Origin of the sequence: Microcoleus sp. S36a_B3 (genome assembly GCF_036700745.1) — a bacterium.
Lineage (GTDB): Bacteria > Cyanobacteriota > Cyanobacteriia > Cyanobacteriales > Microcoleaceae > Microcoleus.
Map to the genome: position 1 here is coordinate 35,851 of NZ_JAUBPN010000031.1, position 15,005 is coordinate 50,855.

At 44.1% G+C, this 15,005-nt stretch carries 11 protein-coding genes and 1 pseudogene; 5 read left to right on the plus strand and 7 right to left on the minus strand.

Features of this window, described 5'->3' with window-relative positions:
• Window positions 1-57: 57 nt before the first annotated feature.
• From QUA01_RS23600 to QUA01_RS23620, 5 genes are all read right to left on the minus strand, one after another.
• Entirely contained in the window at window positions 58-1,215 is a 1,158-nt protein-coding gene (locus tag QUA01_RS23600; RefSeq protein ID WP_333089812.1) for a glycosyltransferase family 4 protein, read from the minus strand.
• Entirely contained in the window at window positions 1,212-2,027 is an 816-nt protein-coding gene (locus tag QUA01_RS23605; protein ID WP_333089810.1) for a class I SAM-dependent methyltransferase, read from the minus strand. The genes QUA01_RS23600 and QUA01_RS23605 overlap by 4 nt, the downstream gene beginning before the upstream one ends.
• Window positions 2,028-2,119: 92 nt before the next feature.
• On the minus strand, window positions 2,120-2,773 hold the full coding sequence (locus tag QUA01_RS23610; RefSeq protein WP_333089809.1) for a hypothetical protein: 654 nt from the start codon (window positions 2,771-2,773) through the stop codon (window positions 2,120-2,122).
• A 409-nt stretch (window positions 2,774-3,182) separates the two neighbouring features.
• Entirely contained in the window at window positions 3,183-4,115 is a 933-nt protein-coding gene (locus tag QUA01_RS23615; protein ID WP_333089808.1) for a beta-1,6-N-acetylglucosaminyltransferase, read from the minus strand.
• Between the two features lie 2 nt (window positions 4,116-4,117).
• Complete coding sequence (locus tag QUA01_RS23620; protein ID WP_333089807.1) at window positions 4,118-5,149, minus strand: glycosyltransferase; 1,032 nt, start codon at window positions 5,147-5,149, stop codon at window positions 4,118-4,120.
• A gap of 436 nt (window positions 5,150-5,585) precedes the next feature.
• Here QUA01_RS23620 and QUA01_RS23625 point away from each other — a divergent pair, with 436 nt between their 5' ends.
• Entirely contained in the window at window positions 5,586-6,305 is a 720-nt protein-coding gene (locus QUA01_RS23625) for a DUF2786 domain-containing protein (protein WP_333089806.1), read from the plus strand.
• 83 nt (window positions 6,306-6,388) lie between these two features.
• On the opposite strand, the pseudogene QUA01_RS23630 reads toward QUA01_RS23625, so the two are convergent.
• A pseudogene (locus QUA01_RS23630) lies at window positions 6,389-6,826 on the minus strand (IS1 family transposase); the annotation flags it as partial.
• Between the two features lie 118 nt (window positions 6,827-6,944).
• Between QUA01_RS23630 and QUA01_RS23635 the strand changes: the two are divergent.
• Complete coding sequence (locus QUA01_RS23635) at window positions 6,945-7,172, plus strand: CsgG/HfaB family protein (RefSeq protein ID WP_333089805.1); 228 nt, start codon at window positions 6,945-6,947, stop codon at window positions 7,170-7,172.
• Between the two features lie 494 nt (window positions 7,173-7,666).
• On the opposite strand, the gene miaA is transcribed toward QUA01_RS23635, so the two are convergent.
• A complete protein-coding gene (miaA, locus tag QUA01_RS23640; protein ID WP_333089804.1) occupies window positions 7,667-8,590 on the minus strand; it encodes a tRNA (adenosine(37)-N6)-dimethylallyltransferase MiaA in 924 nt (307 codons plus the stop codon).
• A gap of 287 nt (window positions 8,591-8,877) precedes the next feature.
• Between miaA and QUA01_RS23645 the strand changes: the two genes are divergently transcribed.
• The 3 genes from QUA01_RS23645 (at window position 8,878) to QUA01_RS23655 (ending at window position 14,775) form a co-directional block, all read left to right on the plus strand.
• Window positions 8,878-10,176, plus strand: coding sequence for an ATP-binding protein (locus QUA01_RS23645; RefSeq protein ID WP_333089803.1), 1,299 nt, complete (start codon window positions 8,878-8,880; stop codon window positions 10,174-10,176).
• Window positions 10,177-10,466: 290 nt separating this feature from the next.
• Window positions 10,467-13,712 carry a DNA topoisomerase (ATP-hydrolyzing) subunit B gene (gene gyrB, locus QUA01_RS23650; protein ID WP_333089801.1) on the plus strand — a complete coding sequence of 1,082 codons (3,246 nt, stop codon included), beginning with the start codon at window positions 10,467-10,469 and terminating at the stop codon, window positions 13,710-13,712.
• A gap of 346 nt (window positions 13,713-14,058) precedes the next feature.
• On the plus strand, window positions 14,059-14,775 hold the full coding sequence (locus QUA01_RS23655; RefSeq protein ID WP_333089800.1) for a biliverdin-producing heme oxygenase: 717 nt from the start codon (window positions 14,059-14,061) through the stop codon (window positions 14,773-14,775).
• Window positions 14,776-15,005: the final 230 nt, after the last annotated feature.

Consider the following 15,005-nt stretch of genomic DNA (forward strand, 5'->3'; position numbering starts at 1 on the left):
CTCAAAATTTTTTTCAATTATACCCAGTTTTTCTTTCTCCATTCAGCCGCTTAAATGTCACCTCAATCTACTTGAAATTATATCTGAAAGTATCGGTGCCATTGCTTGAATGCTATATTTTTTCACGCATCTTTCCCGAGCTTTCATTCCTTGCAAATTCGCGGCTGTCAAATTTTGAAATATCCATTGAATTTTTTGGGAAATTTGAGCGGGAGAACTCGGCTCGACTAAATAACCGGTTCCCCCTAAAATTGCTGGAATATCCCCCACTCGAGTTGATAAAACAGGCTTAGCCATCGCCATCCCATCTGTCAGCTTGAGCGGAAACTGAGCCACCGCTGTCAGAGTTTCTCGCTGAGGAACAACGACAACGTGAGCCGCCGCCACAACTTCAGGCATTGTCTCGACTGGAAACCTTGGCAGCTTAACAATCCAACGCCCCCATTGTTGCATAAGTCTATCATCATAATCGTCATAAGGGCTTCCGCCGACGATCGCTAGTTTTAAATCCGGCTCGTTTAACTGTTCGAGGGCCATCAAAACATCCTCAACACCTTTGTGAGGTCGAGGCGCACCCGGAAACATTAATATTCTATACCCAGACAAGCCATAACGCTCTCTGCTCAATTCAGGATTGTATTTAGCAGGATCGAACATTTTAGTATCCTTACCGTTCGGCAAATATACACCACCAAAACGCTGTTGTAAAAATTTAGTATCAACGGTGACTGCATTAGCACGGTGGATTAAACTTTCCATCCACTTGACATACAACGGGTGATCCGGTTCTCTCAATTGACCGTTTTGTTTGAAAATGTCTCGATAAAGTTGTTTAAAAGAAGGACGATATTTCCATTCATCTTGGCCGAGCCAGCTCAGTTCCCAGTCATCAATATCTAAAATAACAGGGCGTCGAGTCTCCAGTTTTTTTAGCAGCGATAAACCAAAACTTGTAGGTTTAGGTTTCACCGCATAAATAATATCCCCATTTATTTTTTTCAAAACTTTTTGAGAATCCAGGAAAAATCCCGGATAGTTTTTTCCTGGGATCGCACATACCGGGATGTCTCTCGGAGGAATAGCATACAATTCCTTGCCAAACTTAAATCCGACGACTTCTACCTCGCAGTTAAGCTCGATCAGGACTTGAGCTAGGAGAAAAGCACGAATTGCACCTCCCCCGGATAAATCGCTCACCACTAATGAAACTTTCACTTGGTAATTTTATTTGAAAAAAGTTGCTTTATTTTCCTGCTTAACCAAGCTTTTGTCAATGGTAGCAAAGCAAAAAATACTCTTTTTAGGGAAACCCTCGGATCTTTTAAGGCTAAAGCATCTTTGATTTCTTGTCTTAATTTGGTGGCTGCTGATGCAGTTCGCAAATAAAGCTCTGGATGAATTAAGGAAAGCTGAAAAATGTTAGTTCGATCTGCCTCTTCTTGTAAAACTGGATTTGTTGTTAAATATTCCCCCTTAGCAAATATAAGTATATTCTGGGCGTAGTACCATTTAACTCGATCGTTTTGCCATATTTTATTTCTCACGCAGTCAATCGCCACATATCCTTGCTCTTGAAAGAGTTTTGCCCAATAGTCTGGCCACTGTTCGTTAACGTGATTTGTTCCTCCTTGAAATGGTACTGCGGCGGAAAATAAAATAACGGGGCCCAGTTTCACTAAAGACTCTACAAATACCCGGGCGCAGTCGGAGGGCAAGTGTTCTGCTACTTCTAAGGAAACGACTAAATCAAATTGTTTTTCAATCGGCAAAGGCTCGGTTAAATCTAATGCTAAAAAGTTGGTTTTGGGAATTTCTAGCATTTGTGGTTCTACCCAATCACCGTCTATTCCCAAAATATCTTCAACGCCGAATTCTTTGAATGCTGACAGCCAATTTCCCGTGCCGCAACCCACATCAATCACTCGCTTTGGCTGCAGGAATTCCCAAAGAATAGGAATAATTTCTTTTGCTGATTGTTGGGATGTTTTTTGCAAGTATTGATAGAGTTCTTCAGTATAATGTTGCACGGCAGCTAGAGCTATCCTATTTCTTTTGTTGTGAATGATATTTTTTTTTAATGAACCGCAGAGGGCGCAGAGGGCGCGGAGTGAGAGAAAGTTTATTTTAAACGCCAGGGATTGTTGAGTTGATTTGGTAAAAATATTTTAGCAGTGCGATCGACTATTCGAGTCAAGAGCGATCGCGTCACGTTCTTTGCGTACTGAGGGCGGTAGGGATAGGTGCAGTGCATGACTTTAATCGGTTTGTCCATAGCATAAGCATCTTTCCACTTATCCAAGTAGTTGTAAACAGGCGACAATGTTTTCATTTTCGGTTGGACAAATTCCACAGCCGCCGCAAAAGCACCTTGATCTTTCAATGATAGCACATTTTGGCTAGCCACTACTATCTCGAAATATTTCTTAAAATTTTGGAAGAATTCGCAATTTTTACTGCTTTTCGTAAAAGCGATAAATCCGCCGTTGTATTGAATGCTATTTTGATTTAGCGGCAATCCAACAGACTGCAAAGTTGACAGAATATCTTGCTTAACTCTTAATAAATTTGCAGCTTTAGCAATTGCTGGCTGCACATCTTCTGTCACCAACAAATCCACTTCGTCAAGATAGTCGAAAACTTCATCTATTGGCGACAACAAACAAATATCGCAGTCCATATAAATAGTTTTGTCAAACGAAGATTCTCGGTACAAAGCCAGTTTAGCTTGGCGCGAGGCTAAAACAGGATTTTCGTGAGATGGTGCAGGTTTCAATATGACTTTTCCAAATATCTGAAGTAAAGGATATAAAAATTGAGGCACTCTATCTATTAAAATGATAATTGGTTCCTGGTGAAATTTCCTGACTGAAACCAAAAAATGAATGCAATCTTGGAATGAGTAAAGACCTGTTAAAATAGTGATAAATCCCTTGCTTTCTACTTTCATTAAAAAATTAACTACTTTAGTTTTGCTGTTCGTTTTGTGGACTTTGGCGTTCAGGTTTTGAGGCGGACTGAATTTCTCACTGCGAACCTGGTTTTTTTTAGGGGAATTTGCGGACTGAATTCCTCACTGCGAACCTGGTTTTTTTTAGGGGAATTTGCGGACTGAATTCCTCACTACGAACCTGGTTTTTTTTAGGGAATGTGCGGACTGAAGTCCTGACTACGAACCTGGTTTTTTAAGTGAAAATTAAGGAATCTAATTTGTCAAGAATTTCCGCATCTTGTTTGATATCGAATTTGCGCGCAAAGTGAAAGTTGCCGTTAGTAATTGTCGCATAATCTTGCACTGTCAGCGTTCTTGGTGAACCTGCGACCGCGTTGGTATAATCAATATAGCGTTTGTCGTCATTCACGAGATTTAAGTTTTTATTGTTGACCAAGATAGTCTGCACGAAAGACTCTTCTGGGACTACTGTTTTTTGATAATAATCCACAAAATCCGGGCGAGTATTAACAAAATCTTTGATGTATTCAACGCACTTTCTGGAAAGAGTATACCACGCCCAGCCGCCGTAGCAGATAAACCGATCGCTAAATAAGGTCGATCGGCGCGGTATCCCCACCAGCGGGCCGTAACTCAGGTAAAATTGCAGCGGAGTCAATTTTTGCACCGCCGACAACTGCTGAAATTCTTTCAAAAAATTGTAACTCCAGCGGCCGGGAATTCGCCAGTAACGACAATAATACCGCTTGAATCCTTTCTGTTTGTCCCAAGGTATTCCCTCAGCCAAAACATCCCAATACCGAATAAAACCATCCGAGTTAGTTTTTGAGAGAAAATCTTCAGTTTTTGACAGAGGTTGAGTGGGATAATCTTGGCCGGTTAAATTAATCAGCCAGTCAAAATTAGAATTATTGGCAAACAACCAATCAATTGCATTTAAATACGGTTGAACTTGACAAGAAAAATCAGCGCGGATTAAATATTCTTGATTCGTCAACAAATGAATGTTTGACAATTCTTGCAGGGGAGTCAAGTCTAAATCGCATCTATTAAAGTTGTGATTGATGAGGATTTGAGAATTAGGACTAGATTTTTTTATAGTGCGAACCAGGCGATAAATTTGTTGGGGATTTTGATGAGTTTGGATAAAATAGCAAATTTTCACGGCTATTTCTTAGAGATAAATTGATTGAGGCGGCTTTGGAGGCGGTTTGCTTTCATAATTAGATGGCGGCGGGCTAAAAATATTTGCTGCTGCCAAATAGATGCGGTACACCAACGATAATATGCAGGAACGGCTACGTTTGTCAAAAAATTGCGCCACTGCGAAATAATCTGGGCATTTGCCGTTTCCTGCGCTCTAATTCTACCATTTTCGATCATTGCCGCGCGCAAATTACGATCGCCCCGCAGCATCTCAACAGCAGCAATCGCTTCCTCCGGCGAAGCTACTTCTATGTAATCGAGTTGGCTTTTGCGTTCCCTGCGGTATGCAGATTCGCGGCCGAGAACCGCCGGAATGCCCGCGTGCCAAGCGTTAATCAATTTCGAGGGAGGTTTCGAGTCAAAAGTGAGTTCGCCCTCAAAACTGCGAACAGCCACAATCACATCAACTTTACTGTAATCGTGCCAGCGATCGCACCCCACCACTTGCCAATCCAAACCTAAAACGCCGAGTTTTTCGCCCCAGGACGGTGCTTGCAATTCCGGTGCTAGACTGTCTAAAACGCCGAAGAAGGCTGCATTTTCAAAGATTTCGCCCCGGCCCGCATCGCGGGGAATTAACCCTGGTTGCAGCCAAAATTTGAGCGGGTGACACTGCCATAAAAAGGGCGATCGACTAAATAGCGGATCGCGATCGTTCTGCACTACTTGCAACTGAGCGTAAGGGTGAGGTTCTCTATCCACTTTAATACAAACAACCAGCAACTTTGGCAGCGGTTGTAAATTATCGGATAAAAAATCTCGATGCGACAGCACGATGCCTTCATCCGGCCTAAAATCTATTAATTGACATGGCAACCCGTCCGCTTTCAAATAAAGATAAGTTTGCAGAGTCCAATCATACTTTCCCCGGCCGTACCTGCTACCCCAAGAACTCATCCACTGCCAGTATTCTTCAGGAATTTTTGGCATTTTTCCTACAGGCCACTGGCTTTTAGGAATATAAAAATAAATCGGCGGCAAACTCTCATTCATTTTTTCATCTAGCCTGCTATTGGTCAAGTATCGATCGACTCATTTTCTATTTTAATACGCTTGGGTTGAAACTGCTGATACCTTCCAAAGATTCCTCGGCTACGCCCTACTATCTCGATGGCTTGGAGACTAGGAGGTATGGGAAAAAATCTCCAACTATAACAAGTTTTAAGTAAACCGTCTTAGGCAAAAATGCAGCTTTTTGGTACAGACAATTTAGATGAATCAAATTATCTTGAAAAAACATCGCACTGTTACCAAAGAAACTGACTTTTTCAGCGAATTTTGCGTGAAGACGCATCTTTTTGTTAAAAAATTCGGTTTTTGACTGCACGCTAAGACGGTTAAAAAATATCGCACATTCCACGCTATAGTAAAATATAACTATCCCCAAATCGCTACCACGGCGTACTTTCCCCCCAAAACCGATCGAACAATGGCAGATACAAGTATTGTTGAAAAAATCAAAAAGCTGTTAGCCCTCGCTACCTCATCCAATGAAAATGAATCGACGGCGGCGGCCGAAAAAGCTTCGGTTTTACTGGCGCAGTACAATCTCAGCCTCGCTGATTTAGGCCCGAATCACCAAGAAGAAATGGGCGAAAGCGGAGTTGAAACCACCTCGAAATTTGTGACTTGGAAAATGATGCTGCTGTCGGGAATTGCTGAAGCTAACGGTTGTACTGGTATGCGGAACACTTATACTGGTAATATGTTTTTGGTGGGAAGCTCTACAAATCTGATTGTTTGCAAGCACCTTTACGAGTATTTGAGTTCTGCGATCGAGAAACGGGCGAAATACCGCAAGGGAAGTGGCCGGGGATTGGCGTATTTGAATGCTTTTCGGGTGGGATGCGCCACAAGGCTGAGACAGCGATTGCTGGAACAAAAGCGGGAGATGGAGGAGTCTGGGATTCCCGGTACGGCTGATACGGCGGCGACTCCTGCGATTGTAGTGCGATCGATGTTTGAGAAGAATCAACAGGCGATCGCCGATTATTTAAAAGGCCGAGGTGTTAAAGTTAAAACGAGAACAGATTCTCAAGTCAGCAGTGAGGCTGGCTTTAATTCTGGCTATGAAGTGGGCGACAAAATTAGTTTGCAAAAGCAAGTCCAGCCGCCAGAGGATATGAAACAACTTAATGAGTGTGTTTGAGTTCGGGATTGTTATTTTACAAAGGAAAGTGTCATGTCAGACCTAGAAATGGTAGTCCTGCATAGTAAGGAAAGTTAAGAATTTTAATTGATACATAAACTGGCGTTATACTCATGAATAAAATACCAAATAGCTGCCAATATGATGGAGAGTTTTTTAGAGAATACAATAGTTTTTCTCACCAATTGAGATATTTTTTGTCTCGGCGTATTATTAAATATTTCTACATACTTTGTCAGATTAGTCTCCTTTCCTACTGTCTTGTATCTTTTTTGAGGAAGAACTGTTCTATAGGTACTCCAAAAGTCTGTATAACTTACGGCACATTGACTATAAACTCGTGGCAAATAATCCCATAATTCTTGAGCGCCAGCTTGATCTCTTTTGCCAATATATACTCCTACAATTTCTTTGGTAGATACATCAATTGCCAGCTAAATCCACTGCTTCTTATCCTTATTACCTACAAATCACCACATTTCATCACATTGAATTGTTAGCTTCCCCCTTTTTTTTTGACTTCACTTCTACTTATCTTTTTACAGCTCCTAATTTTTTATAAAGACATATAGCGGTTATCAAAAAAGTGAGGTATGCCCTATGCTCACCCTTCGATTTCGCGAGCGGGCAAGATGCCCTATGCCCTATCAAATAGATGTGCGATTAATCGGTACAGCTTCCGGGGACATTCTTGCTACAGCTAAATTAGTAGGAGAAGTGGATCAAAGCGATTCCAATTTTTCTGTCCGAGGTATTGGCGGTAATTCCGGCAGTAGCAATGAAGACAGACTTTTGAGCGCGGCAGTTGATAAAGCCGTATCCCAAATGGTGACTAAACTGGCAGAAGTCTCCAACAAATTGCCGTAAAATAATCATACCAAGTTCGGTTAAAAAATTCGACATTCCTCAAGATGTCAGGATGGGAAAGACGAAGTTGTATCTTTTCTTAGAAAGATGAGGTGCTAGGAGTGGGCATAGGGCATAGGGCATAGGGCATCGGGCATCGGGCATACCTCACCAAGCTTGAGAACCGCTATATATCAATTGATTTGCAGCATATTCCATTGAGATGCACTACCCCAGAAACCGGGTTTCTCGAACAACCATCAGTTGACAGCTTATCTAACTGTAAAGAAACCAGATTAGGAGTGCATATTTCACCAACCCGGAATACGCTGTATGTCAGCGAAAAATAGCAGACAGTGCCTCAACAAGTGGATGTTTCATCTCTCTCTTCTCTTCCTCTGTGTTCTCTGCGCCCTCTGTGGTTAAATAATTCCTATGCAACCGGAAACGATATCAGCCCAAAAAACATCCTCGACTATTGAGGGTGACAAAAAGTTTTTCCGAACAGATTCGGATTATTGCCAATCGCCGAAATCTTGATTAACAAACTCCTGCATTCTCTGCCAAACTCGCTCCAACAAATCTGGCGCGCTAACATCAAACCATTCAATTTCAGGATAAGCTCGAAACCAAGTTCGCTGTCTCTTAGCAAATTGCCTCGTGTGCAAAATTGTTAATTCCTTAGCTTGATTCAGAGTAATCTCGCCAGCCAAATATTGTTTGATTTCCTGATAGCCCAGCGTGTTCAATAAAGGCAAGTCGCAGCCGTATTTTTTAGACAAAAATTCTACTTCACTCACCCAACCGCGTTCTAACATTTGTTCGGTGCGCTGTTTGATGCGATCGCCCAAAACATCAATATCACAATCCAACCCTATTTGTAAAATAGGATAATTCGGAGGAATTTCGCCCTGCTGTTCCGAAATCGAGCGCCCAGTGACATAAAATACTTCCAGCGCCCTTAAGGTTCTGAAGGAATCATTTAGGTGAATTTTCTCCGCTGCAGAGCGATCGACCTGCTGCAAGATCGCGTAACATTGAGATTGTCCTAGTTCCGCAAGTTGCGATCGCAATTGGGGCATCGGTGCAACCCTCGGAATTTTCAAACCCCTGACAATCGATTTAATATACAAACCAGTCCCTCCCACCAACAACAGGGGGGGAGAAACCGGAAAATCGATATCAGCAATTATTTTTTGAGCTTGCTGCTGGTACTCCGCCAGTGTTAAAGTTTCTGTCGGATCGCAGATATCAATTAAGTGATGCGGTACCAAAGCGCGATCGGTTTTTGTAGGTTTTGCAGTCCCGATGTCAAATTTGCGGTACACTTGACGGGAGTCCGCACTCAAAATTGCCGATCGCAGTCGTGAAGCCACAGCCAAAGCCACTCCCGACTTCCCCGTCGCCGTCGCCCCACAAATCGTAATTAATCTAAACATAAGCCGTCGCAGATTTCAAAAGCATATTTCATTTCGCTATAAAAACCGTCAAATCCTCTCCCAGACTCTCATCCTCTCCACTTTCCCCTCTCTCCATCCACTCATTTACCGCGCTGCACCAGGAAAGTCGCGAAGCAATCTCACAACTATTCGCCTCCGTCCCCCTAATAAATTTCCATTTAGAATGCCCTAGCATCGCCATTAACCGTTTTGTGCTATAATTTTAGAAGTTTTCCCATTTTAGAAGCTTTTGGGGCTTTAGGCCTCATTATTGGAGCTATTGTTGTATGACTGGGAGCTACAGCGCCGACCAAATTCAAGTTCTCGAAGTTCACGAAGCAGTCCGCAAACGACCGAGGATGTACATAGGTACCACCGGCTCGCGAGGACTGCACCATCTAGTTTACGAGGTTGTTGACAATTCGATTAATGAAGCGCTGGCCGGTTACTGCACTCGCATCGAAGTTGACCTCAACGCTGACAATTCCGTTACCGTGACAGATAACGGCCGGGGAATTCCAACCGAGATTCATTCCAAAACTGGCAAATCATTTTTGGAAGCAGTTTTGACGGTTCTCTGCTTTGCCGGCAGGAGTAGCGACGGCTACAAGGTTTCTGGAGGTATCCACGGATTTGGGATAGCAGTTGTAAATGCTTTGTCTCAATGGTTGCAGGTAACTGTTTGGCGCGAGGAGCAAATTTACAGCCAGCGTTTTGAGAAAGGCATCGCTGTTACGCAACTAACAGCTAAACCCAGCCCTGAAAACCGCACGGGTACGTCGATTTGTTTCAAGCCAGATGCGGAGATTTTCAAGAGTGGCACTCAGTTCGATCGCCCGACTCTCGCCCTTCACCTGCGGCAGCTTGCTTATCTCAATCCCGGTTTGAAAATTATTTTGACTGACAACCGCTTGGAAATGCTAGGCAGCAGTTCTCCCTCAATTGAAACTTATTGTTTTCCCGACGGCATCCGGGAATATGTCGCTTACCTAAACTCCAATGTGGAACCGCTGCACGAAGATATTATTTACATTCAGGGCGATCGAGACGGGGTACAAGTAGAAATAGCTGTTCAATGGCACGTTCCAAAGGAACATCAGACCTATGGCCGACTGTTTGGTTATACTAACTGCGTTTGGAATATTTACGATAGTCCTTACTTTTATAGTCCTTACTTTTACAGATTCCAATTCGCGGTGACGCGCACGATAAATAATATTGCCCGCGAGTTGGGCAAACTAAAAGACACAGACCCAATTTTAAGCTGGAATAAGGTTTTAGAATGTGGTTTCACTGGTATCATTGCCCTGAAAGTACCGAATCCAGAGTTTGAAGGCCCGACGAGAACTCGGTTAGCCAACCCGGAGGTAGGAGAAATCGTTAAATCTTTGGTGGAAAACGAGTTGATGGAATATTTGACAGCCCGCCCGGAAGTTGCAGGGGCGATCGTCCGACAGGCGATCGAGATTCGCGACGCAATTGCGATCGCGCGACAAGCGCGAGCAGTTCGGAGACACCAGAAGAGGTACAAAACAATTATTGGCAAGCGCCGACAACGGGGCGATCGCGCCTCTCAAAAAATCTAAAATCTAAAATCTAAAATCGCTCGATCGCGCCACAGCTCAAAATCTCAAATCTCAAATCTTCAATCCAAAATCTCAAATCTCAAATCCAAAATCTCACATCATTCGCCTAGCAGCCCTCCAAGCAAATGTCAATAGCTCCTCAAGGAAAACTGCGTGGGGTGCATCCCCTCAAAAAAATTCGCTTCAGAATGCCCTAGCATCGCCTTTAACGGTTTTGTGTTATAATTTTAGGAGTTTTTCCATTTTAGAAGCTTTTGGGGCTTTAGACCTCATTATTGGAGCTATTTTGTATGACCAGCAGCTACAGCGCCGACCAGATTCAAGTTCTCGAAGGTCTCGAAGCAGTCCGTAAACGGCCGGGGATGTACATCGGTACCACCGGCCCGCGAGGACTCCACCATCTAGTTTACGAGGTTGTGGACAATTCCATTGATGAGGCGCTGGCTGGCCACTGCACTCACATCGAGATTGACCTCAACGCCGACGGTTCCGTTACCGTGACAGACGACGGACGGGGCATTCCGACCGGCATAGTTGCCAAGACTGGCAAATCGGGAATAGAAACAGTAATGACTGTTCTTCACGCCGGCGGTAAATTTGGCGGTGGTGGCTACAAGGTTTCTGGAGGATTGCACGGTGTAGGTATTTCTGTTGTTAACGCGCTGTCCGAGTGGGTAGAAGTGACAGTTTGGCGCGACCAAAAAGAACATTTACAGCGCTACGAAAGAGGCAATCCAGTTACTGAACTTAATGCCAAGCCCAACAAAGGCACTCGCACCGGCACTTCAGTTTCTTTCTTGCCAGATACTCAAATATTTAGCACTGGCATTGAATTTGATTACACTACACTCGCCGGGCGCTTGCGAGAATTGGGTTACTTGAATGCGGGAGTGAGAATTACGTTTAGCGACCACCGTTTGGAACTGCTAAAAAGTAGCGAACCTCGGGTCGAAACATACTGTTATGAGGGCGGAATCAAGGAATATATCGCCTACATGAACCGCGAAAAGCAGCCTCTGCACGAAGAAGTGATTTACGTGCAAGGCGAACGCAACAACGTGCAGATAGAAGTGGCTTTGCAGTGGTGCGTTGATGCTTTTAGCGACAATGTTCTCGGTTTTGCTAACAACATTCGGACGATCGACGGCGGTACGCACTTAGAAGGTTTGAAGGCTGTTTTGACGCGGACGATGAATTCGATCGCCCGCAAGCGCAACAAAATCAAAGAAAACGAGCCCAACCTCGCCGGCGAAAACGTCCGCGAAGGTTTGACAGCAGTAATTTCCGTCAAAGTTCCCGATCCAGAATTTGAAGGCCAAACAAAAACTAAGCTGGGAAATACCGAAGTTCGGGGAATAGTTGATTCCTTAGTAGGCGAAGTATTGACCGAATATTTAGAATTTCGCCCCCAAGTAGCCGACGCTATTTTGGAAAAAGCAATTCAGGCATTTAAGGCCGCAGAAGCAGCCCGCCGCGCCCGCGATTTAGTCCGCCGCAAATCCGTCTTAGAATCGTCTCCTTTGCCCGGAAAATTAGCGGACTGTAGCTCCAGAGACCCCGCCCTGTCTGAGATATACCTAGTTGAAGGCGATTCTGCAGGGGGCTGTTTTTTTTCATCTCAAGAAATAATATTAGCTGACGGCACTACAAAAACTATCAAAGAGATAGTTGACGAACAAGCAGAAGGTAAAGAACACTTTTGCTACACTATTCGCGAAAGTGGAAACATAGGGTTTGAGCGGATAACTAACGCTCGCATGACTAAAGCAAATGCTGAAGTTGTCAAACTGACATTAGACAATGGCGAGACAATCACTTGTACTCCCGATCATCCGTTCATGTTGCGGGATGGTACCTACAGAGCCGCAGCCATGCTGACACCGGACGATTCCTTAATGCCCCTCAACCGCCAGTTGTCTAAAAAGAACCAAAACGGGCAGGGACTTAACGGTTACGAAATGGTTTGGAATCCCAACAGTGACAAGTGGATTTACAGTCATTTGCTATCGGATTTCTACAACCTGAAACATGAGGTTTATCAAGCATCTGACGGTAATCACCGCCACCATGTTGATTTCAACAAACTCAACAACAATCCGACCAATATTCATCGGATGCCCGCTCAGGCTCACTTGGCTTTACACCGCGCCAATCTTGAGAAAACATTGCACAGGCCAGATGTCATTGAAAAGAGCCGTCAAGCTCACATGACTGATGAATTTCGGGCGATGATGAAAGAGCGGATGCAGCATCCTGAAACCAGACAAATTCTGTCTGAACAGGCAAAAGCTCAGTGGGAAGATGAAGAGTATAAAGCTTACATGACGAGCAAGTGGCGTGAGTTTTACGATACTAATGAAGCTTATCGCGAGCAAAATAATGAACTGCTCAACCAAGCGCAGCAAGAGTATTGGAGCTCCGAAGAAAACCGTTTGGCTCAGTCGGAACGGGTTCGCAATCATTTTGCTAACAATCCTGAAGCGCGGGAGGCTAATTCGCAATTTGCCAAGGAGCAGTGGAAAGATCGGGAATTGTTGGACTGGCGTCGTGAAAAAACTAAGCAACAGTGGACGCCGGAGTTTCGCCGCCAACGCAAAGCAGCTTTGAACGAAACTTACTACCGGAAAACTCTGGAAATGTTGAAGTATGTGGAGTTGCAAAAAGGCTGTATTAATGTAGATTATTACGATGCTTGCCGCCGGACGAAAAAGGATAAGTGTTTGTTGAAGTACCAAACTTTTTGCGATCGCTACTTTGGCGGAGATCAATTGCTGGCTCGCCAAGCTGTTCGCAATTACAACCACCGCGTTGTGTCGATCGAACATTTGGAGGAACGGTACGATGTTTACGACATCGAAGTGCCTAACAGTCACAACTTTGCATTAGCTGCGGGAATTTTTGTCCATAACAGTGCCAAACAAGGGCGCGATCGCCAATTCCAAGCAATCCTGCCTTTGCGCGGTAAAATTCTCAACATTGAGAAAACAGACGATGCCAAAATCTACAAAAATAACGAAATTCAATCGTTAATTACCGCCCTGGGTTTGGGCATCAAAGGCGAAGAATTCGATCCCGGTCAATTGCGGTATCACCACATCGTAATTATGACTGACGCTGACGTAGATGGTGCTCACATCCGCACGCTGTTGTTGACTTTCTTCTACCGCTACCAGCGCGCACTTGTAGAACAAGGTTACATCTATATTGCTTGTCCTCCTCTCTACAAAGTAGAACGCGGCCGGAATCATTATTACTGTTACAGCGAACGCGAAAGGAACAGTCTTATCCGCAATGAATTTCCGGCGAATGCTAACTACACTGTCCAGCGGTTCAAAGGTTTGGGCGAAATGATGCCGACACAGTTGTGGGATACCACGATGAACCCGGAAACTCGGACGCTGAAACGGGTGGAGATTGAAGACGCCGCTGAGGCCGATCGCATCTTTACCATCTTAATGGGCGATCGAGTCGCCCCCCGCCGCGAATTTATCGAAACCTACGGCCCCAAACTCAATATGCTCGACTTGGACATTTAAATTAGTTGACAGTTGGCAGTTGGCATTTGGCATTTGTTTGCTGGCAGTTGGCAGTTGGCATTTGTTTGCTGGCAGTTGATAGTTGGCAGTTGACAGTTGGCAGTTGGCGGTTGACATTTGACATTTGTTTGCTGGCCAAGATGAGTCATTAGTCATTAGTTACTGGCTGATGACTGATGACTACCGCCAACTGACTACCGCCAACTGCCAACTGACTACTGCAACTTTTGTTATAAAAATTAATACAAGCTCTCATCAAATCGATATAAGGTAAATACTTAGGTAATTTTTAGATTTTTGACCCATCCATCAGCTACCACAAAAATAGAAGGTTGGACAATATAGCATGAGCATCAATTTAGCGACCAAATTGCGTGAGGGAACCAAAAAGTCCCACACTATGGCAGAAAACGTTGGTTTTGTCAAGTGTTTTTTAAAAGGCGTTGTAGAAAAAACTTCTTACCGGAAGTTAGTAGGAAACCTCTACTTTGTCTACTCGGCAATCGAAGAGGAAATGGAACGCCAAAAGAACCATCCGGTTATTTCAAAAATTTACTTTTCTGAGTTGAATCGCAAACAAAGCTTAGAGCAAGATTTGTTTTACTACTACGGTGCCAATTGGCGCGAACAAGTAGCTCCGTCAGCCGCAGCGAAAGCTTATGTGAAGCGGATTCAGGAGATTTCGGCTACCGCACCAGAACTGTTAGTAGCTCATTCTTACACTCGCTACCTCGGCGACTTGTCCGGCGGACAAATCCTCAAGGGAATTGCCCAGCGCGGGATGAATCTTACTGAGGGAGAAGGCACTGCTTTTTATGAATTCCAGGATATTCCTGATGAAAAAGAGTTTAAGAATAACTACCGTCAGGCAATGAACGAACTGCCTATTGACGAAGCTACAGCAGAGCGAATTGTTGATGAAGCTAATGCAGCTTTTGGCATGAACATGAAAATGTTTATGGAATTAGAAGGCAATTTGATTAAAGCAGTCGGTCAGATGCTGTTCAATACCCTAACGCGGAAGCGTGGCGGCGGCAATACCGAATTGGCTACTGCTGAGTAAGTTAAGGTCTGCAGACGATAATTTTGAACCTCGTTTAAGAGGAAAAATTTAAATCCTGGGGGTTTGATGGCTCGTTTCACAGTCACCAAAGCTCCAGGATTTTGCATTGCGAGTGATTTCCTACAGGATAGTTACGCTTCATATCGTTTCCGATAGCATCGTCAGGTGATTTAACCGGCGCTAGGGCGCAGAGAACACAGAGGAAGACAAGAGAGAGATGAATACAGAAC

Excerpts from the sequence above, each read along its gene's own strand:
- QUA01_RS23620 (WP_333089807.1), bottom strand. The coding sequence starts at position 5,149 with ATGAATGAGAGTTTGCCGCCGATTTATTTTTATATTCCTAAAAGCCAG.
- QUA01_RS23625 (WP_333089806.1), top strand. The coding sequence starts at position 5,586 with ATGGCAGATACAAGTATTGTTGAAAAAATCAAAAAGCTGTTAGCCCTC.
- QUA01_RS23635 (WP_333089805.1), top strand. The coding sequence starts at position 6,945 with ATGCCCTATCAAATAGATGTGCGATTAATCGGTACAGCTTCCGGGGAC.
- miaA (WP_333089804.1), bottom strand. The coding sequence starts at position 8,590 with ATGTTTAGATTAATTACGATTTGTGGGGCGACGGCGACGGGGAAGTCG.
- QUA01_RS23645 (WP_333089803.1), top strand. The coding sequence starts at position 8,878 with ATGACTGGGAGCTACAGCGCCGACCAAATTCAAGTTCTCGAAGTTCAC.
- gyrB (WP_333089801.1), top strand. The coding sequence starts at position 10,467 with ATGACCAGCAGCTACAGCGCCGACCAGATTCAAGTTCTCGAAGGTCTC.
- QUA01_RS23655 (WP_333089800.1), top strand. The coding sequence starts at position 14,059 with ATGAGCATCAATTTAGCGACCAAATTGCGTGAGGGAACCAAAAAGTCC.